This window comes from Leucothrix mucor DSM 2157, from assembly GCF_000419525.1.
Taxonomy (GTDB): Bacteria; Pseudomonadota; Gammaproteobacteria; order Thiotrichales; family Thiotrichaceae; genus Leucothrix; species Leucothrix mucor.
Genome location: NZ_ATTE01000001.1, coordinates 4,111,247 through 4,131,348, shown reverse-complemented (window position 1 = coordinate 4,131,348; position 20,102 = coordinate 4,111,247). Strand labels below are relative to the sequence as shown.

The window sequence follows — 20,102 nt, the reverse complement described above, 5'->3', positions numbered from 1 at the left end:
CCTTATGGCGAAATGTACTTTCAGTTCAGATGCATATACTGGTATTATCCGTTTGTGTGCGAGGACGCGCAAATGCTTGATAGTAGTAAATAGGACGCTTGATGAGTACATCAGGACTTTTATGATGATTGGGCATAATGTTGCAAGCAACGTAAATAAAATATAGCAATAACCACAACCTAAAAGAATTAAGGAGAATAACATGTCGTCTAAAGGACACATGCTACAAGAGCCCTTCCTAAATGCGCTGCGAAAGGAAAGAATACCAGTTGCCATATACTTGGTAAATGGAATTAAACTACAAGGACACGTTGAATCATTTGATCAATTTGTTGTTCTTCTAGGCAATGCGGTAAGCCAATTGGTTTACAAACACGCCATCTCTACAATCGTTCCTTCACGTCCGATTAAACTCAATATCGAAGAATCAGAATAAGCATTGAGAAACCCTCTACTGCAACGGATGTCCGTCGGCGCTGTCTTGATCGCTGGCCATCACGTTAGAAGCGAATAGCAATTGGAATTATTTGATATCCCTAAACATGGCGAATCCAAACTGGATACCGCCGTATTGGTGCAAATTAACTTCAGCGCACTCGGTGAGCAGCGAGATGAGCACGAGTTCAAAGAACTCGTTCGCTCTGCTGGTGCTACTGAGCTTGCTTTTCTTAAAAGCAATCGAAAATCCCCCGACTCCAGGCACTTTGTTGGTAGTGGCAAAGCTGAAGAAATTCAGCAGCTTGTCAAAATCCACGAGCCCGATGTCGTTATTTTCGATCATGACTTAAGCCCTGCTCAAGAGCGCAATCTGGAAAAAACCTTGCAATGCCGGGTGATGGATCGCACGGGTTTAATTCTGGATATATTTGCTCAACGTGCCCGCTCCCACGAAGGTAAACTTCAGGTTGAGCTGGCTCAGCTTAAGCACATGTCGACTCGACTGATTCGCGGTTGGACTCACCTTGAGCGTCAGAAAGGTGGTATCGGTATGCGTGGGCCGGGTGAAACCCAGCTTGAAACTGACCGTCGCTTGATCTCGATTCGCATAAAGCAAATCAATAAGCGCTTGGCTAAAGTAAACAAACAGCGTGAGCAAGGTCGCCAGTCGCGTAAAAAGGCAGAGATACCAACGGTTTCACTGGTTGGTTACACCAATGCCGGAAAATCGACCCTGTTTAATCAACTGACCACTTCAGAAGTTTACGCAGCAGATCAGTTATTCGCGACGCTAGACCCAACTTTGCGGCGGATCGATCTGCAAAATCAGCAGTCTATTATTCTGGCTGATACGGTTGGGTTTATCCGTGACTTACCGCATGACTTGGTTGCAGCATTTAGAGCAACACTTCAGGAAACCACTGAAGCCGATCTTATCTTGCATGTGATGGATAGCCATGACGAGCAGCGTGAGGAGTTCAAATCACAGGTTAACGATGTGATTTTCTCACTGGGTGCTGAAGCAATCCCTCAGATCGAAGTCATGAACAAAATCGACCTACTGGGACAAGAACCCAGAGTGGATGAAGGGCATGATGGTGTACCTGCAAGAGTATGGCTCTCTGCCATGTCAGGTGAAGGCTCAGACTTGTTACTGGAAGTCCTTAGCAAGGTATTTGGTAATCAGGTATTTGTTGGCGACTTAAAGCTTCCAGCAAGCCTCGCGCGGTTACGGGCAAGCTTGTACAAAGAAGATGCGGTCACCAATGAAACAACCGGCGACAATGGCGAATACTTACTCTCTGTCTCGATTACCAAGCGCCGTCTTGAAAGCTTACTTCGCAAAGAAGAGCTAAGCTTTGAGCAAATAGCTGTCGCATAATCTGATTATTATTAAGCGCTTATAAGCGGCTTTTAAAGTATCACTGATTGTTTAGACCTTAAGACTGTGACAGAATAGTCTGCGAAATGGACCTGCACGGGGAAAACAGTATGTCCGGTAAACAACTATTCTTACGCACTACCCTAGCCGCGACCTTATTGGTCTTTGCGGGGTGTGATGCTGATGATGAAATCACTACCGCTAGCGCAAATGCACAGACTGCTGTTGAGTCTAAACAAACTCCGCACCGCCTAATGGTGACCGACCAAGGAATTGGTCCGGTGAATGCATCCATGCCATTTAATATGCATAAAGTGACGGTGGCTTTTCCTGAATTCAGTGTTGTTGAACAGCTCAACTTTCAGGAAGGCAAATCTTACCCTGTTATCAGCGTTTCTAAAGGCGCACACTTATTATTCACCATTAACCCAACGGCAGATCTAAAGTCGATCTACTCGGTCATGGTTGAAGATAACATCATTAGCAATAGCCTGAACCACCGCATTGGTACCTTGTTCAGTGATATTTATACTCGCGACAAACCAACCCCGCCAACCTGCCAGCCAGGCTCTGAAGAGCTAAGCGGCAAAGTGCTTTGCTTGCCATTTGGCGCAACGAATATGCTGTATTTGTTTGCAGGAAAATGGGATGGCCCTAGTTCGGAACTACCGCCTGAGAATGTCATGAAAGGCTGGGCGTTGGACGCCATTATCTGGAAGCCCAGATAAGTACTACTTCGCCCTCCTGATCAATACAGGAGGGCAACAAAACAATTCTGGCTTATGAAGCCGCTTCAGTCAGCACACCACCGGCGCGACTATTCGCACGGTATAATGCTTCATAAATTTCAACATGCTGCGCGACCTGCTGTTCAAGAGTGAAGTTATCCAAGCAGCGCTGACGGGCTTTTTGCCCAAGCGCAATTCGCTCTTCAGTACTCATCACCACAATCTTTTCCCAGCCTTCTGCCATTGCCTGATCATCATTAGGCGGCACTACAAAACCAGTATCCTGAATAATATACTCATCATCACCCACATCAGTAGCCACACAAGGTACACCCGATACCATCGCCTCACCCAGTGTCAGCGGGAAAGCTTCTCCTAATGAGGTCAACGTAGCAATATCATACGCGTTGACGATCTCGGGAATGTCTTCCCGATTTCCCAGCATATAAACTTTGCCTTTCAACCCTAGCGCATCAATTAAGCCAGTCAGTTCAGCGTTATTTTCGTCCACATTATTTCCAACCAGCATAAATCGCACATGGTCGTATTGAGCCGCTAAAATAGCTGCTGAGCGCAAGAAGCCTTGTTGATTTTTTTGCTGATGAAAGCGAGCTGTTTTCCCAATCACGATGCAGTCATCAGGAATCCCCAAAGAGTGACGAATCGCTAAGCCTTTCTCTCGGGCAGGGCCAAAACGGGTGGTATCTACACCATTTGGAATAACAACGGCTTTAGAGTTGTTAAACCCCCAATCAACATGCTGCTCTTTATTCAGGTGCGACACATACATCAGGCACTCTGGCGAGCCAGACAGCTTACCCCACAGCTTTACTTGTAACTGCTTACGCATTGGCATCTGATCGTAATGATCCAGCGGCTCATGCACCGTCCAAATCACATGCGGACGCTTTGGTAAAAAGCGGCGACACATCGTTCCAAACACACCACCCTCATACATCGTTCCGTGAATGACATCCGGATTGAATTCGCGCAGCACACGAAAACCCCGCCAAAGCGCTAATGGGGTTTGCTTGAGTGAAAGAGAGTGCACCGGCACGCCTAACTCACGAATGCGGTCTGCAAGGTAGGTTTCCTGATCCAATGAAATAACCATCATTTCAAATTTTGTTTTATCCAGAGCCGCAATTATCCGCATCAATTGGACTTCTGCTCCACCCGTCCGAAGACCGCTGGAGATGTGAGCAAGCTTAATCATGCTATACACCGAGTATTTTTATCATTATTTCCAGTATAGGCATTCAGGGGGATAAGAATCGATTCCTCGCAGACAGGAGGCGATTTTAATGGGTTCAGCTGTAAAAAAGCAGACCTCAGGCTACAGTAAACTTACTACTTGTCTCGACTTTTAATCACTTCACGATGTGTTTTGATGATCGCCTCACCCAACATTTTAAACTCTTCGCTGCGCGCACTCCCCTTGCGCCATGCCAAACCCACTTCCCGATAGCTATTTTCTCCCATGGGATAGGTTTTGATATCCGTGTGTTTAAGTAGCATGGAATCTTTTGCCATATCAGTGAGGTAGGTAATGCCAATATCTGAATCCACCATCTCAACCAGCGTGTACAAGCTACTGGCAGCAAACCGACTAACCGTTTCCTGATTGCGCAAATTACAGGCTGACAAGGCATGATCACGCAGACAATGACCATCTTCCAGCAGCAATACGCTTTCATCCGGCAATGAGTCGAAGTCGTATTTTTTAGGATCTAAAAAGTGAGTGCTTTTATGGCATGCCAGTAAAAACTGATCTTTGAACAAGCTACAAGTTTCAATATTACTGAGCTTATATGGCAAGGCCAGCAAGATCACATCTAACTCACCAGCCATTAGCCGGGTGTAAATAGCCTGCGTGGTGTCTTCACGCAAATAGAGCTGCAGGTCGGGATAGGACTCCCGTAAGCGTGGCATCAAACTAGGCAATATAAACGGCGCAATGGTTGGAATCACACCCATATTCAAGCGGCCAGATAAGCATTCCTCATTACTGCGTGCCACTTCCGCCAGATATTCAATATCCCGCAAGCAATGACGTGCGTGGTTAGCCACCTCACGCCCGACACGGGTAATGGTTACGTTCTTATTCGTGCGGTCGACTAGCTGCGCGCCAAGGTGCGTTTCCAGCTCTTTAATGGCGACACTAAAGGCGGACTGCGAGACAAAACAAGACTCGGCGGCCTTGCCAAAATGCTCATTTTCCTCAAGTGCAACAAAGTAACGCAACTGCTTAATCGTCGGTAAATTCATCGTTTCATTTTATAGGATGTTTCAATTTACACAATCCATTTTACCTTCTGCCCGCATATCACTACTATGCACTGCATAAGGCTGATTATTGAGCCAATTAATTGCACACAACATAAGGTACCAACATGTTTGAGAACAAAGAAGGACAAGCGATTCCAGAAGTCACATTCCGCGTTTATCAGGACAACGAATGGCAAGACATCACAACTCACGACGTATTTGATAACCGTCGCGTGATTGTATTTTCTCTGCCGGGCGCCTTTACCCCAACGTGCTCCTCAGCGCATGTTCCACGTTACAACCAGCTGGCGAACACCTTCCGTGAAAACGGCATTGATGAAATTGTTTGCGTCTCAGTTAACGATACGTTCGTAATGAACGAATGGAGTGCTGATCAGGAAGCTGACAATATTACTTTCTTACCAGATGGCAACGGCGAGTTTACCGCTGGCATGGGTCTATTAGTAGACAAGGCAGACCTCGGTTTTGGAAAGCGCTCATGGCGTTATTCGATGCTGGTTAACAACGGCGTCGTTGAGAAAATGTTCATCGAGCCAGACCTGCCAGGCGACCCTTTTGAAGTATCTGATGCAGATACTATGCTGGAATACATCGCACCGGATAAATCAGTGCCTGCCAGCGTTAGCGTATTCACACGCCCAGGCTGTGCATACTGCTCAAAAGCAAAGAAAATGCTGCAAGAAGCGGGTTATGAGTATGAAGAACTGCTACTAAACCGTGACTACACCGACCGCACATTGCGCGCAGTCTCCAATGCCAGCAGCGTGCCTCAGGTATTTATCGACGGTCAATTGATCGGTGGATCTGAACAGTTAGAACAGTGGTTAGCCAATAAATAAAGCTCACTCGGCTGTAACAGAGACTTCTGTTACAGCCAGCTTGTGGGTAAACTGGCAAATCTAATAAATTGAAATTATAAAACGGGTTATTTCATGAGTACACATTACGACTTAATTGCCATTGGTGCCGGTAGCGGCGGCCTGTCTGTCGTTGAGCGCGCTTCAGAATACGGCGCAAAAACAGCAGTCATTGAAGCCGGAGAGCTAGGCGGTACCTGCGTTAATGTTGGTTGCGTACCCAAGAAAATCATGTGGTATGGCGCAGGTCTTGCGCATGCCCTGCAAGATGCCGAAGACTACGGCTTTGAAGTGACTCGCGGCAAGCTGGACTGGACTAAATTGGTCGCTAAGCGTGATAACTACATTGCCAATATCAACGACTGGTATCAGGACAGCTTCTTAAGTGAACGCAATATTGACTTGATTCGCGGCTTTGCTCGGTTTGTTGATGATAAAACTATTGAAGTAGATGGCGAGACTTACACTGCTGATCACATCGTGATTGCGACAGGCGGTCATCCGGTGATTCCAAGTCACGTGCCGGGCGCAGAGCTAGGCATCACTTCAGACGAATTCTTTAACGATTTGGATGAGCGTCAGCCTAAGAAAGTAGTGGTTGTTGGTGGTGGTTATATCGCGCTGGAACTAGCGATGCTGATGAACTCGCTGGATTCTGAAGTTCATTTATTACATCAAGGCCGCACCATGTTGCGCACCTTTGATAGCATGATTCGTCGCGCATTGCGTCGTCAACTGGATTCCGATGGCATTTTCATTAATGACAATGCGATGATCGAACGCGTTGAAAAGCACAACAATGGCAAGTTGAGCGTGTTCTATAACGATGGCAGCAGCATTGGTAACGTCGATAGCTTGATCTGGGCCGTTGGACGTAAACCAAATACCGCAAACCTTGGCCTGGAAAACACCAGCGTCGTCATGAATGATGATGGCACGATTCCAGTGGATGACGAAGAACGCACCAACGTTAATCATATTTTCGCTCTGGGCGACATTATCGGCAAAGCACCGCTGACGCCGGTAGCCATTGCTGCAGGTCGTCGTATGGGTGATCGCTTATACGGCGGCAAACCGAACCGCAAAATGTCTTACGACCATATCGCGACCGTGATGTTTACTCATCCGCCGATTGCGACCATGGGCATGACTGAAGAAGCGGCCCGTACTGCGTATGGCGATGAAGTTAAAGTATACACAACGGACTTCGTCCCCATGTATCACTCGCTAACACGCCATCAAGTTCGCACACATATGAAATTAATCGTACGTGGCGAAGAAGAAAAGATTATCGGCTGCCACCTGATTGGTACCGGCGTCGATGAGATGATGCAAGGCTTTGCGGTAGCCATCCGGATGGGCGCAACTAAACAGGACTTCGACGATACGATCGCCATCCATCCTGTTAGTGCCGAAGAATTGGTAACAATGCGCTGATTTAAGGGATCGCTTTGTATTGGGCGACCTGACTGGTAATTAGCTCATCATCTTCCCGGTGTGTCATTTTTGCCGGGAGGTAGCCCATTTCAACGGCCATCCAATAAATGGTTTCACGGCTGGTGTCGGTTCTTTTTACTTTCACTTTAACAGTGTTAAAGGTACCGGCATTGGTCTTAAGGCGTTCGGAACCTAAACGGACAAAGCTGTAATTTTTCACTTCACCACGCTCAAACACTTGGTATGAAAGCTGAGCGACGCCGTTTTGCAAGTCACGAGCAACTGCCAGCTCTAGTGACGCACGGTCTAGTACATTCGGTGGCGTGGTTACGGTGTAGCTTTTGTCTTTATAGACACCGGTCGCACGATTTCCGGCAAACCTAGTGCGCTCCATGCGTGACTTGCTGCGGGTCTTTTCGTCATATAAATAGGCCGTTGGCGTCAGTTTGTCTCCGGCAAAGGTGCCGTCAGAGTTTTCAACAACGCGAGCACCGGTTAACAGCTTTGCCAGTCCGGTTGCCTGAGTCGATTTATGGTATTGATATTGTGTTCCCTGGTATTTAAGTGAACTAACCAAGTTACCAACAGACATACTACCACGGTAGACGTTATAGACTGCTGTCATGGAACTTGGAAGTGCCATCGCTACCGAATTACTCAAGAGTAAAAGTAGTGCCGTACTTAATACAAACGCTTTGTTTCGCAACATCATAAAACCTCATTAATTGACCCCAGAACTGACCTGTGGGAGGCTGACAAAGTTCCAAACAAGTGCCTAAAGCACCGGACAGTACGATAGAGTGTAAATAAATTCGGCTTGATATTTTATCAACAGACCTGATAATCATCAGGAACCACCGTGATTTAACCGTCACATCGACCCACAAAACAAAGTATAGAGGTTTCCCAGTGAGTATAGTAGAAGTGAGCGACGAGAGCTTTGAAAGTGAAGTGTTAAGCAGCAGCCAACCAGTATTGGTTGATTACTGGGCAGAGTGGTGCGGCCCTTGCAAGACAATCGCCCCACTGCTTGAAGAAGTTGCAGAAGCCTACGGCGATCGCATTAAAGTGGCCAAACTGAACATTGATGAAAATCGCGATACGCCTGCTAAATATGGCATTCGTGGTATCCCTACATTGATGCTCTTTAAGAATGGTGAAGTGGAGTCTACGAAAGTTGGCGCACTCAGCAAATCACAATTGACTGCATTTCTTGATCAAAATATCTGATCTTTGGTCATCTCTTCTCTGCATCTGCCCGAAAAACGATGCAGGGAAGATTAATTTTAGTACTAGACATAAAATTACATCTATGCTAGCCTACCCTTAAATTGGAGCCATGATGCGGCTCCGGTTCTCAGGTCGCACCTCCTGCGATCGTTTATCTGAGTCACTACGAGTCTTCCAACGTCACCTGCTGACGAACACGGTTGATCGGTTTCCTTACCTTACCCAATATTAAAAACACTACTATTCATGAATCTTACCGACTTAAAGCACAAAACGCCCTCCGAAATTCTGGATATTGCCAAAGAGCTGGGTGTGGACGGCATGTCCCGCGCACGCAAGCAAGATGTCATCTTTGCTATACTCAAAGCTTTAGCGAAAAACTCGGAAGACATTCACGGTGATGGTGTACTGGAAATCCTTCAGGATGGTTTTGGTTTTCTGAGATCGGCTGACAGTAACTACATCGCAGCGGCAGACGACATTTACGTATCGCCAAGTCAGATTCGTCGTTTTGGACTGCGCACCGGTGACACGATCTCTGGAAAAATTCGTACTCCTCGTGACAATGAGCGTTATTTTGCGCTGCTGAAAGTTGATACCATCAACTTCGAGTCGCCAGAAAATGCCCGCAACAAGATTCTGTTTGAAAACCTGACACCTTTACACCCAAAAGAGCGCATGCGCATTGAGCGTGGTAACGGTAGTACAGAAGATATCACCGCACGGGTTATCGACATTGTCGCCCCGATCGGTAAAGGCCAGCGTGGCCTGATCATCGCACCTCCTAAAGCCGGTAAGACGATGATGCTGCAAAACATTGCACAAAGTATCGCAACGAATAATCCGGAAGCTTATCTGATCGTTCTGCTGATTGATGAGCGCCCTGAGGAAGTGACCGAGATGTCTCGCATGGTTCATGGCGAAGTTATCTCTTCGACTTTTGATGAGCCCGCATCACGTCACGTACAAGTGGCTGAAATGGTTATCGAAAAAGCCAAGCGTATGGTTGAGCATAAGAAGGATGTTGTTATCCTGCTGGATTCCATTACCCGTCTGGCTCGTGCCTACAACACGGTTGTTCCTTCCTCAGGTAAAGTATTGACCGGTGGTGTGGATGCTAACGCATTGCAACGCCCTAAGCGTTTCTTTGGTGCCGCCAGAAACATCGAAGAAGGTGGAAGTCTGACGATTTTAGCCACAGCTCTGATCGATACCGGCTCCAAAATGGACGAGGTTATCTACGAAGAGTTTAAGGGTACGGGTAACTCTGAAATCCATCTGGACCGTAAAATTGCGGAGAAGCGCGTCTTCCCTGCAATCAATATCAATCGCTCTGGTACACGTCGCGAAGAAATCTTGGTTAGCGAAGAAGAGCTGCAAGCTCTTTGGATCTTGCGCAAATTCCTGCACCCAATGGAAGATGTGGAAGCAATGGAGTTCTTATTCGATCGTTTGCAATCAACCGCAACCAACGAAGAGTTCTTTGCTTCAATGAAGCGCTAAAACGCTTTAAGACATTCTGCTTTAGAAAGCCTGCGGACCAACATCCGCAGGCTTTTTGTATCTGAACTGACCGAAAACTTAGTCGATCTTAAGCTTGATGGTTGGTACTTTAGGTGGTGGTGTTTCCAGCTGTCCGGTATCGCCTTTATGCGGTAGTAAATCCACTAATTCAAAATCTTTACCGAACGCTTTTTCGACCTGATTATAAGCTTCAAAATTCACTGTACTCAGTTTCAGAGGCTTGCTTTCACCCTTGGCATTTTTCACCGTGACATTCACAATCGCAACGCCAGACCACACACATCGTGCATTAATCGGACAACGTGAATCACTCTCAACGTTATCAAAACTCACCGATAAGCCGGTCTTGCCTGCCTCAACCGTCTTACCTAGTGGCACGGCAACTTCCGTCACAATCGGTGCTTTGCGGTAATCATAAGCAGGTGTCCCCACACAAGCGCTTATCAATAGTGCGGAGAGGCTCATTAGGGCAATTTTAGCGGGGAGTTTCTTCATGTGGATGTACCTTTTATGTTATCGTTTATTTGGATTATTACCGTCATTATAAGCTAAAACTAAGGATAGGGTGCAATGTCTGCCAACAAGGATTTACGCTGGTTAAAGCCATCACAATTAAAAGGGGCTACCAGACGCTTTGCTGAATTTTGCAAAGCCGACATAAAACAACAAAGCGACGAGAACAAACAGTTTGATGCACAGGCTTATACACAGGCTGTGAAGCTCATTATCTACAAACTGGACAGCACTCAAGAATCGCAGAATACAGGCGACCAAGCATGCTAATACACTCCCTGAGCGCCAGTAATTTCAGAAAATATGAAAGCCTTGAATTAACTGACTTACCACAACAGGGTGTCATCACTGTGAGTGGCCTGAATGAATCCGGTAAGAGTAGTATCGGTGAAGTGATTTGCTTTGCTTTATTTGAACGCACCTTTAACCTTGACGGCGAGAACCTGCAAAAACTGATCCGCTGGGATACCAAGAGCGCATCGGTTGAGTTGATTCTTACCGACAATGAGCAACAGCAATACATTATTGAGCGTCATATCGACCAGCATGGCAAGCTGAGAGCCAAACTCTCCAAGCAAGTCAAAGAAGATGTGATTGCTGCAGGTAGCGAAGACGTTAATCGCAAGCTCGTTGAGCTGCTGGGCTATGACTATGCCACCTTTGCCGACTCTTTTTACTTAGCCGCACAAGACCTTAGTAATCCGACTCCGGATAGCAATAGCATCAAACAAATGGCTGGCATTGGTGAATATGCCAGGATCAGTGATGAACTGGAGCAAGACAATACCGAACACCAGCAAGTCATTGATGAGCTAACGCCAGAGATCACCCAAAGCAGCAAAGCATTGGATGACCTGAACCTAGATGAGACTTGGTTGCCAGAGCTGGTCGACGCCCGCGAAGTAGTCGAAACTGAAAGTGCACAAAAGCAGGCCTTCAACGGACAACTAGCCGAATTTAGCAGCCTATATAACCACCAGCAAAAACAACATCAAACCACCCGTAACTACTGGCGCTTCTTTAATCTACTGAGTTGGATTATCGTACCGCTAATGCTGGTAGCTTGGGGTGTTTGGATTCTCTACAACTTCTTCCCTCAACAAGTTGATACCTTGGAGCAATCTCCGACGGTGAGTCAGTATCTACCAACCGTAAGCCAATGGGTTTCGGAGTGGGGCTTTGTTGGAACCATGGGATTAGTGCTATTCGCCAGCTTTATTCTACTGCTGAAATGGCTTAATGAACACAAGGCAGAGTACCAGCAGGATCAGGCATACCAGCTCTCACAGACACTAGATCAGGCACAGCAGCATTCACAGCGCTCGTTGGATACGCTGATGACCGCTCGCTTGAGAACCTCGTTACAGGGCAAGGTGCAGCCACAATCCGCATTGACGTCACCCCCACAAGATGATCAGCAACGTTTGGATAAACTAGCTGAGCAGTGCAAAAACTTTACAGCTGACGGCAATGAAATCGCCAATACAACACAGCGCTTGCGTGACACACTTGACCAACAGCAACGTGATCTCATTAAATTACATGAGCCATTACAGCTGCAAATTATCGAGGAAAAGCGCCGCTCTGATGAAGCTGGCGTAATTCGCTCTGGCCTAATGGAATTGCGTCAAGCGGTGAACACTCACCAACAGCATATCGACACTCAAACCATTGGGATAGATCTGTTAAAACGCGCCTCTGACGCACTGATTGCAGACTTTAACACCTCAGTCACCGAACGCTCTCAAACGACGATGCCGCGCTTTACCGGCAACCGTTACAAGCAAATCAGAATCAATAAAGATTTGCTGGTGCACGTGTACTCTGATGAGAAAATGGATTGGATTGATTTTGACGAATTGTCATCCGGCACTCAGCGCCAGATATTGCTGGCAGTGCGGATTGCAATGTCTGAACAGCTTGCGCTAAACACTGATAATTTAACGCAGTTTATATTCTTGGATGAGCCATTCACTTACTTCGACCAAGATCGCACTAAGGCATCCCTTGAAGCACTGCCAAAGTTAAGCGAAGTCGTTTCTCAAGTCTGGATTGTGGCGCAGGAGTTTCCTAAAGGCTCGCACTCAGACAAGGCGATTAACTGCCCTGCTACCGGTCAGCATTCACTGACCGCATAAGCTTAGATGCTAGCCGGGGTCTAACCTCAGACCTCGGCCACTCTCAACGTCGCTAACAAGCGCTCTGCATCCAAATGACGACCGGTGATTTGCAAGCGAGTACTGCGCTCTTCATCAGGCCACCAGCGGCGATCATAGCTGCGATCAATACGCGAACCAACACCCTGCACTACTTGACGCATCATCTTATTCGGTAATTCCGCAAAGCCTTTAGCGCGATAAATCGTCTGCTCGCTATTGAGCATCTGCAAGCGGCTCACCAGTAAATCACTGTCTACCCTGCCCAGCGTTACCATCACCGTATCAAAGCAATCGCGCCCTTGATGCTCATCCAGCTCAATCTTGCTGACTTCCATGCGCTGCTCAGAACCGCAATTGCGACCAAACAATAAGTCTGGACTAACGATGCCGTGCTGCATGCTAATAATATCTGGCTTATGGCTTAGCAAAGCCTCCAGACTACCTTGCAACTTCTTGCGCATCACTGGAAACACCAGATCCGTTTTGCTGATCAGTACCACGTCCGCAATATCCAACTGTGCCTGATATAAAAACTGCAGACTTGGATCGGGTGTACGACTCTTTGATTGACCCGTGCTGGTATGACGACCATCCATCAATGCAGGGCCATCGGCCACTGTCATCACAGAATCAATTGTAAAGTGCTGTGCCAGTGTATCGGTGCTTAAGCGACGCAAAAAGGAAATCGGCAGCTCAGTGCCTGGTGTCTCGATAATGACATGATCGATATCATCCCGACGGGCGATCAGCTCATGCATCATCTGTACGAAATCGTCCTGAACCGCACAACACAAACAGCCATTGCTGAGTTCATAGATACGATTGCCTAAGGGTAGGCGCTGGGTTCGGCTAGCGGTGTTGAAGTCGGTACCACGAAGAATTTCTGAATCAATCCCACTTTCTGCAGGAACACTGACCACTGCCGCAATGCGGCGTCCGCCAGGCTGTTTAAGAACGCTTGATAACAACGTTGTTTTTCCACTACCGAGGAAGCCCGTCACTATGGTAGTGGGGATTTTATGAGTATTCATTATATTTATTAGCCCCAATATATTATTTTTATACACCTCCTGCCCCATAGGAAAATGCATTTTTTTCATTCACTAATGGTAGCACAAGACTGCATATGTGCATACTTAAGACAACAATAGCGGATATACGGTTCATTTCCAATGCTGAAAAAAACTATTTCACTATGATAAGCTCCTCTGCCAATAGACCTTAGGAGTGAACAATATGAGCTTAGATAACTTCCTGACGCGCTTGCGTGAAGAACCAGAAGCCATTGATTTTGAAGACACAATCGCCGTTATTGAAGCCAATTACAACTTCGCACCAACCGCATTTCGTAATGGCTCAGTGAGCAATGCAGCGGGGGAAAATAATGGTTCCTGCAAGATTCTGTCATTTGCGCAATTAAACCAACTAGACGCAGACCAGACTCTGGCTTGTTTTGGCCGCTACTACCGCGATGACGTACTTAAGCACCCAGATGGCAGCGATCACGGCAATATTCGTAACTTTTTGGAAAACGGCTGGATTGGTGTTGAATTTGACGGAACACCATTAGTGGCTAACTGATTTTTAGGTCGTTGCCCGACCACCGGATAAGGGTGGTCGGGCAACTGGGTTGGCAGGGGATTGCCATGAAATGTGTAACGTCTAGGATGCGGATATCTAAACAGTTAACAGATACAGCCAACATAAAAAACGTCGTTGAGTCGCCTTATGCTGACCACGTTGCTATTAAACTACATTTTGGGCAAAATTACCAATCGTTCAGATAATTGGGTCAACATAAAATTCTATAAGAATTATTAGTTTAGCAAGGGATAGCCCGTTAGTTCCATATAGCCCATACCCGCACGACCGCCATCGACCCGTACCACCCCTTCCCAGTAGGGAAACTGCGTCCCCATCCACTGATTATCGCGCAATGCTTCAACCTCCCAGCGCTGCCCCAGTTTTGGCAAACTAATCTCCCAACGCAACGGTAATTCAACCTGCTTTGTAGCTGGCGAAGCCCCTGCTTCCGGTAAGATTATTGTGCGGCGTTCCAGCACTTTCAGCTGAATATCGGTGACTGATAAACTTTGGCTACTGCCATCCACTTCAACCAAGCTGCCGCTTAGCCAATTATCGCCAGAATCTTGGCGCAACTGAAACACCATTAACGAGCGCCCATCGTTTAAATGCAGTGAAAACCAATCCCAACCTTGTTGCGACTCCGCCAGCGGCTGAGAGCTCCATTCCCGATCTAACCATGCATTGCCATTCACCTTCAGAGTTTGCCCTTGGTAAACAATATCGCCCTGCACTTGTATCTTGGGTTGGCTGTAATAGTAGCTAGCTTGCCCCTGCCCCGATTTCTGGCTAAAGCCCTGATCGCCTTGCAAAACCCACGATGCATCGCTGCTTAGCTGCACATTGACTTCTGTATCATCAACACCGAAGTGTAACTGGGATGGGAATGGATTAGCCGACTCTGCTTTCCATGACCAGTCATCTAACCAAACCTCAAAATTAGGCTGCGACTGATCTGGAGAACCAACAACGGTCACACCCGCTTGGCCAATACCACCGCGAGCAAAACGCTCAGCAAAACGATGCTTATCCGGCGCACTAATTGCAGCATGTGCCATCCACAGCTGATTACTTCCCCAACCATTAACCACTGGCTTAGCATCCATCGCTTGGCGAAATAAGGTCCACTGCAGCCCCCAATCGCGGCCTTGCTCATCTTTCAAGTTGGCGGTGATGTACCACCACTCAATGCGATATTCGGGATGCATGCCATGATCTTTGGGGAATTCCAACTGCTTACCGGGAACCACTTTTTTGTAACCTTCGACCGGTGTTTTCAGCACCTGATATACATCGTTAGCCACCAGTGGTGAACCGGCTAATAAACCCCAAATCCCCAGACAAGCGACAATGCGTTTTGTAGAAAATAGGCTCATACGCCACCCCCTAATTCCGCTAATGCCTGAGGTAATCGTCGCCGCAAGCGCAGCCCGGTTATCAGCAAAGTAATTAAAACCACGATCAATGAGAGCACCGCTAACACAAGCGCAGGTTGCAGACTCCACAGCATCGGCATACTCCACCCAAATGACATGACATTTAACTTATTAATCAATAACCAAGACAATAAAGCACCCAGCGGAATCGACAACAACCAAGTAATCCCAACGAATAATAGTAGAGGCACACTAATCACCCAAACATGTTCACGCAGCCGCACACCTAGTGCTGACCACTGTGCAAATTGCGGTAAACGCTCCTGCAAAATCGCGAGTAAAGATGCTAGCAATGCCAAACCTGCAACCAACAACGTCAAGGTATTCATTGCCATAGTGATAGCGAAGGTACGCTCGAATATGGCTAATGCGGTTTCACGTACCCGCTGCTGGGTTACCCAATCTCCGGCTTTAAAGCCAGCGTTCAATAGATCCTGCTCCGCTTGTTGCAATGCAGTCTCGACTGGCATTTCGGGATTCAGCCACAACGCCACTCCTTGCTGCTGAGCTGCGGGCCAAAGCACGCTCATTTGTTTCTGCGGTAAGTAGAATTGAAAATTCGGATTGCCGTAATCGTAGAAAAAACCGTTTACCATAAAACGGCGTTCGCCAGACGGCGTATTCAGCGTGACCATGTCGCCCAGCGCTACATCTGCTAAATAGTGCACTTGTTCATTGGCCAGAATCAGCGGCTGTGAAGCTGATTGCGTGCTCCACTCTGAGAGCGCATTGGGCAAGGCTTTCGCAAATGGCAGTACGAGCGTGTCTGGCGCATCAACGTCTAAGCCACGAATTTCTGTCGGGCGTTGCTGCCACTTGGTTTCTATGCCAATGCGTTGATGGCTATCCTTTAACCATCCGTTAGTTAGTCCCGATTGAATTAATGTCTCGATTTCAGGGCGCTGTTTGCCAACATAAATATCAGCCGTCAGCCGCTGAACCAGCCAACCGGAAAATGAGGTGCGGAAGCTATCAACCAGAGCTTCTACGCCCAAATTGCAGGTCAATGCGAGCAACAAGGCCATCATTGCAGTACGCAAGGTGGGTAATTGCGCCCAGCCATCACTCACAATCCAGCGAATTAGTGGCCGCTCTTGCGGTAATAATCGGGAGAGTTGTTTTAGACAAAGTGCCAGTATCCATGGCAAACACCATGCTGCTGAAAACAAAATCAAACCAAGCAAAGTAAAGCCTAGGAAGATACTGTTTATAAAAGGATAAAGCAGCATGGCTAATACGGCCAACACAGTTCCTGCTATCAGCAGCACTCGCCGTGCGCTCGTGTCATTCACCCATTGCGCAGTGAGCTGACTACCCGGAATCACGGCCTGTCGGGAGAGTCGCCACATTGGCCACGTGAGCGCAAAAAGCAAGCCACCTAAAGTCATCGACCAAGCAACTAATACGGTGGGGAGTTGCAGTAAAATCTGTGAGCCAACGGTTGCGCCATACAAGCTACCTAGCGTCGCGCCAAGTGCGGGAAGTAACTGCAAGCTTAAGACATAGCCCAACACTAAACCCAAAGCGCTGGCAATCAGGCTCCACAATAAAGCCTCCAGCAGCAAAGCCACTCCCAAAGTGCTAAGGCTCACACCCATTAAGCGCAAGTTGCGCACAGTCATCTGGCGATACCACAGGGAAAATCGTACGGCGTTAAAGACAATAAATAGCCCTACCGCAAACGATAGCAGACTCATCGCGCTGAGATTGGTATGCAGGCTTTGAGTGAGCTGTTCAAGATCGAGCGCCTGCTGGTTTTTTTCCAGCATTAAGCTATCGGGGAGTTGTTGCTTTAGTATCTGGGCATCCGCGCTGGAGATTTCGCCAACCGCAAGGTAACTAAAATCTTTGCGCTCTAATAAATCCAGTGCAGCCCCGATATCCATCAGCAATTGCCAACCTTGGGATTCATCCTGTCGAATCAGCGCGGGAGGTAGGTTTCGACCACTACTTAAGGTTAATTGCTGACCAGCGCTAATCCCTAACTCCTGAGCCAGCGCTTCCGGATACCAAGCCTGATATGGCGGCTGCACAAAATCCAACCAACCTCGTCCATCCCCACTAAAGCTTAGGTTTTCCGCGCCTAAGCCACTCGGTAGCGCAAACAAATCTGTGGCAATAATCGCCAGTAGTTTGCCAGACTCCATGCTGACTCTTGACTCAATCACCGGATACAGCTGCAGCCAACCCTGACGGCGCAAGGCGATATAGTCTGCCTGTGAAATACCTGCGCCATCTTTAGCGCGAATACTGTAATCAACTTGCGCGCCCAGCATGCTATTGGCACGCGAGTAACTGGCTTTGGCATGGCCATTAATCACCTGCACCGCTGACCACAACGCGACTCCAGCTACTAAGCCTGCTAACAAAAATAGCGCCTGCCAAGGATGCCGCCAGTAATGGCTCAATAGTGCTTTTAGCGTCCAGAATAACTGCCTCATGCTGCACTCTCGGTTTGCTGAGAAAGCTGGCCGCCATGTAGCCACCACTGCTGATCCAAATAACTCGCCATCTCACGGCTATGAGTTACCATGAGCAAAGAACTACCGGCCTGCTGTACTAAGTCCCGGAACAGCCCCATGACTTGCAAACTGCTTTGCTCATCCAAATTACCGGTTGGCTCATCGGCTAGCACCAACGCAGGCTTATGCAGTAAGGCACGGGCAATGGCAACCCGCTGCTGTTGGCCGCCGGAGAGTTGATGCGGGTATTTTTTAAGTTGTGACTGTAAACCTAAACACTCAATCAGATGCTGCTCAAAGTCGACATCCTGACGATTACATAGCGCCGCCTGAAAGCGAATATTATCTAACACCGGCAAGGTTGAGATCAGATGGAATTGCTGGAACACCAGACTCATTTTTTCGCGCCGTAAATTAGCACGGGCTGATTCGTTTAAACGGCACACATCCTGCTCAGCAAATTCAATCGAACCACTGTCCGCATTATCTAAGCCAGCGATCAAATGCAGTAAGGTACTTTTGCCACTTCCGCTATCACCACGCAAAGCGGCTGACTGCCCCGGATTTAAGGTGAAATCAACCCCATCCAATACCGTGACGGCACCCTCTGGTTGTGCGAATGATTTGCTCAATTGTCGAATCTTTAATGGCGTATTATTCAGGCAGCTCGTCATAGTCTATAACTTCCGTTAATCGCATATTATTCAGGATATTCACTGGCATCTTAAACACATGTCGCCTTGCCCTGTAGCGGCTTTAAACAATTATTGAATTGCCACCGCAACATGCAGCATCTCATCCTACAAACCGCCTCGTTAAGCCAGTATTAAAGTGCGGTAATTCCTCAGAGGCGGATACTTCGCGGCACAAACCAAATTCAAATTAAAATAATTTTTGTCGATGGAGATACCCCCGTGACCAGAGCGTTATATCAGGGCCTGTGGGCCTTATTGTTACTGCTGACCTTCAGTGCTGCCCAATCGGCACGCATTGAAGCGCGTAAAAGTACTGCCGTCTATTATGGACCGGACCTTCCGACGGATATTCTTGCCCAATACAGCCGCATTATTGTTGAAGCTGACAACGTCAAACAGCATGAGCTACAAGCTTTACGCGCCAAAGGTGGCGATGTATTTGCCTACCTGAGTGTGGGTGAAGTCTCCCCTACCCGTAAGTGGTTTGATCAAATTCAACCGGCTTGGGTGCTGGGTGATAACCGCATTTGGGACAGTAAAGTCATGGACCTAAGCGCCCCTGGCTGGCAGCAATTCGTTATGGAAACCATTGTCGACCCGTTATGGAACGAAGGTTACCGTGGCTTGTTCCTCGATACCATGGACAGCTTTAAGCTATTTGCTAGCAACAGCGCTCAGCAACAACAGCAAACTAAAGCGCTCGTCGCATTGCTGCAAAAAATCCACGAGCGTTATCCGGAGATGCGTTTTATCGCCAACCGTGGCTTTGAAGTCCTGCCCTCCATTGGTCATTTGCTGGAAGCGGTTGCCGCTGAATCCTTATTTGCCAGCTGGGATAACGGCCTGCGAACCTACAAAGAAACCAACCCAAGTGATCAGTCCTGGCTGCTAGGCAAACTGAAAGAGACAAAACGCGAGCTTGGTGTCGACATTATCATTATTGATTATATGGAACCAAAACGTCGCAAAGATGCTAAGGCTATTGCCAAACGCATTACGGATGAAGGCTTTATTCCGTGGGTGTCGATTCCTGCACTGGATATGGTGGGCGTTGCCGACTTTGAGCCGGAGCTAAACACCTATTTGCTGCTAACCGACAGCAAAACTGAAACCTATAAACCGCTGATGCTGGAAAAATATCAGCCGATGTTGCGCAGCTTAAAGTCCGATGGGTTGAAGGTTCGGGTGCACGATATTCAGTCCGGCATGCCAAACGGCCACCTGATCGGTCGTTACCTTGGCATTATCACCGCGCAGCCGTTTAATCAACAATTCGAGATTTATCAGAACTGGTTACGCCGCCAACAAGGCGAAGGCGTCGCCATTATGACTCTCTCTTCTGAGGCCGCTATCCCACCCGGAAAATAAG

General features: G+C 47.7%; 19 protein-coding genes. 11 read left to right on the top strand and 8 right to left on the bottom strand.

Going from position 1 to position 20,102, the window contains the following annotated elements; genetic code table 11:
- Positions 1 to 202: 202 nt before the first annotated feature.
- The 3 genes from hfq to LEUMU_RS0118780 all read left to right on the top strand — a co-directional run bounded on the left by hfq (position 203) and on the right by LEUMU_RS0118780 (position 2,547).
- On the top strand, positions 203 to 436 hold the full coding sequence (gene hfq, locus LEUMU_RS0118790) for an RNA chaperone Hfq (protein ID WP_026744930.1): 234 nt from the start codon (positions 203 to 205) through the stop codon (positions 434 to 436).
- Between the two features lie 81 nt (positions 437 to 517).
- Positions 518 to 1,819 (top strand): ribosome rescue GTPase HflX, encoded by a 1,302-nt coding sequence (gene hflX / locus LEUMU_RS0118785; RefSeq protein ID WP_022953849.1) that lies wholly within the window; start codon positions 518 to 520, stop codon positions 1,817 to 1,819.
- Positions 1,820 to 1,929: 110 nt separating this feature from the next.
- Positions 1,930 to 2,547, top strand: coding sequence for a DUF1131 family protein (locus LEUMU_RS0118780; RefSeq protein WP_022953848.1), 618 nt, complete (start codon positions 1,930 to 1,932; stop codon positions 2,545 to 2,547).
- 52 nt (positions 2,548 to 2,599) lie between these two features.
- Here LEUMU_RS0118780 and LEUMU_RS26820 read toward each other — a convergent pair whose 3' ends face one another.
- Together LEUMU_RS26820 and LEUMU_RS26815 are read right to left on the bottom strand one after the other, a co-directional pair.
- A complete protein-coding gene (locus tag LEUMU_RS26820; protein ID WP_022953847.1) occupies positions 2,600 to 3,763 on the bottom strand; it encodes a glycosyltransferase in 1,164 nt (387 codons plus the stop codon).
- Positions 3,764 to 3,897: 134 nt separating this feature from the next.
- The gene (locus LEUMU_RS26815; protein ID WP_022953846.1) at positions 3,898 to 4,815 is read right to left on the bottom strand and encodes a hydrogen peroxide-inducible genes activator; all 918 of its coding nucleotides are present in this window, start codon (positions 4,813 to 4,815) and stop codon (positions 3,898 to 3,900) included.
- Between the two features lie 125 nt (positions 4,816 to 4,940).
- Between LEUMU_RS26815 and LEUMU_RS0118765 the strand changes: the two genes are divergently transcribed.
- Both LEUMU_RS0118765 and gorA read left to right on the top strand, forming a co-directional pair.
- Positions 4,941 to 5,675, top strand: a complete 735-nt coding sequence (locus LEUMU_RS0118765) for a glutathione peroxidase (protein WP_022953845.1) — start codon at positions 4,941 to 4,943, stop codon at positions 5,673 to 5,675.
- A 93-nt stretch (positions 5,676 to 5,768) separates the two neighbouring features.
- Positions 5,769 to 7,130 carry a glutathione-disulfide reductase gene (gorA, locus tag LEUMU_RS0118760; protein ID WP_022953844.1) on the top strand — a complete coding sequence of 454 codons (1,362 nt, stop codon included), beginning with the start codon at positions 5,769 to 5,771 and terminating at the stop codon, positions 7,128 to 7,130.
- Between the two features lies 1 nt (position 7,131).
- Here the strand turns inward: gorA and LEUMU_RS28280 are convergent, their stop codons facing one another.
- Positions 7,132 to 7,842 carry a DUF3108 domain-containing protein gene (locus tag LEUMU_RS28280; protein WP_022953843.1) on the bottom strand — a complete coding sequence of 237 codons (711 nt, stop codon included), beginning with the start codon at positions 7,840 to 7,842 and terminating at the stop codon, positions 7,132 to 7,134.
- A gap of 197 nt (positions 7,843 to 8,039) precedes the next feature.
- Here LEUMU_RS28280 and trxA point away from each other — a divergent pair, with 197 nt between their 5' ends.
- Both trxA and rho read left to right on the top strand, forming a co-directional pair.
- The gene (gene trxA, locus LEUMU_RS0118750; protein ID WP_026744928.1) at positions 8,040 to 8,360 is read left to right on the top strand and encodes a thioredoxin TrxA; all 321 of its coding nucleotides are present in this window, start codon (positions 8,040 to 8,042) and stop codon (positions 8,358 to 8,360) included.
- A gap of 246 nt (positions 8,361 to 8,606) precedes the next feature.
- On the top strand, positions 8,607 to 9,863 hold the full coding sequence (rho, locus tag LEUMU_RS0118745) for a transcription termination factor Rho (RefSeq protein WP_022953841.1): 1,257 nt from the start codon (positions 8,607 to 8,609) through the stop codon (positions 9,861 to 9,863).
- Between the two features lie 78 nt (positions 9,864 to 9,941).
- On the opposite strand, the gene LEUMU_RS0118740 is transcribed toward rho, so the two are convergent.
- Positions 9,942 to 10,379, bottom strand: coding sequence for a hypothetical protein (locus tag LEUMU_RS0118740; RefSeq protein ID WP_022953840.1), 438 nt, complete (start codon positions 10,377 to 10,379; stop codon positions 9,942 to 9,944).
- Positions 10,380 to 10,454: 75 nt separating this feature from the next.
- Here LEUMU_RS0118740 and LEUMU_RS0118735 point away from each other — a divergent pair, with 75 nt between their 5' ends.
- On the top strand, positions 10,455 to 10,667 hold the full coding sequence (locus tag LEUMU_RS0118735; RefSeq protein WP_022953839.1) for a hypothetical protein: 213 nt from the start codon (positions 10,455 to 10,457) through the stop codon (positions 10,665 to 10,667).
- Complete coding sequence (locus tag LEUMU_RS0118730) at positions 10,661 to 12,535, top strand: ATP-binding protein (RefSeq protein WP_022953838.1); 1,875 nt, start codon at positions 10,661 to 10,663, stop codon at positions 12,533 to 12,535. Before LEUMU_RS0118735 ends, LEUMU_RS0118730 begins: the two co-directional genes overlap by 7 nt.
- A 26-nt stretch (positions 12,536 to 12,561) precedes the next feature.
- On the opposite strand, the gene LEUMU_RS0118725 is transcribed toward LEUMU_RS0118730, so the two are convergent.
- Positions 12,562 to 13,587, bottom strand: a complete 1,026-nt coding sequence (locus LEUMU_RS0118725; protein WP_022953837.1) for a GTP-binding protein — start codon at positions 13,585 to 13,587, stop codon at positions 12,562 to 12,564.
- Positions 13,588 to 13,792: 205 nt separating this feature from the next.
- Between LEUMU_RS0118725 and LEUMU_RS0118720 the strand changes: the two genes are divergently transcribed.
- Positions 13,793 to 14,137 carry a HopJ type III effector protein gene (locus LEUMU_RS0118720; protein ID WP_022953836.1) on the top strand — a complete coding sequence of 115 codons (345 nt, stop codon included), beginning with the start codon at positions 13,793 to 13,795 and terminating at the stop codon, positions 14,135 to 14,137.
- 236 nt (positions 14,138 to 14,373) lie between these two features.
- Here the strand turns inward: LEUMU_RS0118720 and LEUMU_RS0118715 are convergent, their stop codons facing one another.
- The 3 genes from LEUMU_RS0118715 to LEUMU_RS0118705 are packed head-to-tail and all read right to left on the bottom strand — an operon-like array spanning position 14,374 to position 18,712.
- Positions 14,374 to 15,516 carry a lipocalin-like domain-containing protein gene (locus LEUMU_RS0118715; protein ID WP_022953835.1) on the bottom strand — a complete coding sequence of 381 codons (1,143 nt, stop codon included), beginning with the start codon at positions 15,514 to 15,516 and terminating at the stop codon, positions 14,374 to 14,376.
- Entirely contained in the window at positions 15,513 to 18,017 is a 2,505-nt protein-coding gene (locus tag LEUMU_RS0118710) for an FtsX-like permease family protein (RefSeq protein ID WP_022953834.1), read from the bottom strand. Before LEUMU_RS0118710 ends, LEUMU_RS0118715 begins: the two co-directional genes overlap by 4 nt.
- Positions 18,014 to 18,712 (bottom strand): ABC transporter ATP-binding protein, encoded by a 699-nt coding sequence (locus LEUMU_RS0118705; RefSeq protein WP_022953833.1) that lies wholly within the window; start codon positions 18,710 to 18,712, stop codon positions 18,014 to 18,016. Before LEUMU_RS0118705 ends, LEUMU_RS0118710 begins: the two co-directional genes overlap by 4 nt.
- A gap of 240 nt (positions 18,713 to 18,952) precedes the next feature.
- Here LEUMU_RS0118705 and LEUMU_RS0118700 point away from each other — a divergent pair, with 240 nt between their 5' ends.
- A complete protein-coding gene (locus tag LEUMU_RS0118700; protein WP_022953832.1) occupies positions 18,953 to 20,101 on the top strand; it encodes an endo alpha-1,4 polygalactosaminidase in 1,149 nt (382 codons plus the stop codon).
- Position 20,102: the final 1 nt, after the last annotated feature.